1 protein-coding gene is annotated in these 744 nt (G+C 45.2%); it reads right to left on the bottom strand.

Annotation, left to right across the window (positions count from 1 at the left end; genetic code table 11):
* Positions 1 to 6: 6 nt before the first annotated feature.
* Positions 7 to 744 (bottom strand): GGDEF domain-containing protein (locus tag R7Z49_RS24670; RefSeq protein ID WP_318112327.1); only part of this gene is annotated, 738 nt, incomplete at its 5' end.

Consider the following 744-nt stretch of genomic DNA (forward strand, 5'->3'; position numbering starts at 1 on the left):
GTTAGCTTAGATAGGCATCACTCGGTTTCGACCGAGTTGTTTTGCTTCATAAAGCTGTTTATCGGCTTTATTGACCAATGAATCTACGGTGTCACCAACTTCGAACTCTGCCACACCAAAAGAAGCGGTAATGCTATGAACTTGTGTGCCCGAGCGTTTATCACGTACGCGCAGCTTTTCAATCATGCGGCGCAGGGTATCGGCATATTGGCGGGCGATTCGTAGGGATTTGTTTGGCACAATTAACGCAAATTCTTCGCCGCCGAAGCGGTATGCACTCACGCCATCGCGACAGCTCTGTTGCAGTCGACGCGCGATCGCTTTCAATACTGTGTCACCAAATAGGTGCCCATAGTTATCGTTGAACGCTTTAAAGTGGTCGATATCCAGCAAGATGAGAGTCATCGCCTGATTAGCGTTAATCAGCATGCTTAAATCAGTATCAAAGGCACGACGATTGTAAAGATTAGAGAGTCCATCAAACAGCGCGTCTTTTTGTACTTCGGCTAATTGATTCTTCAAACGAGAAATTTCTTCACTCGCATTGGTGAGTTGACGGTTTAAGAATTTAGTTGAGTGGCGAATCTCATGAGATTCAGCAACGAGTTGGCGGATCACCACCATCACTTCTTCGATGCTCAAGCTGTTGTCTTCAACTTTTTCTAATTTGTTGAAGCTTTTATTGACCATCGCAGAGAAAGAAGAGGTATCTGACAAAGTATCACTCATGGAGCTCGACACTTC

This window comes from Vibrio sp. 1562 (genome assembly GCF_033340155.1).
In the GTDB taxonomy this organism is placed as follows: domain Bacteria; phylum Pseudomonadota; class Gammaproteobacteria; order Enterobacterales; family Vibrionaceae; genus Vibrio; species Vibrio alginolyticus.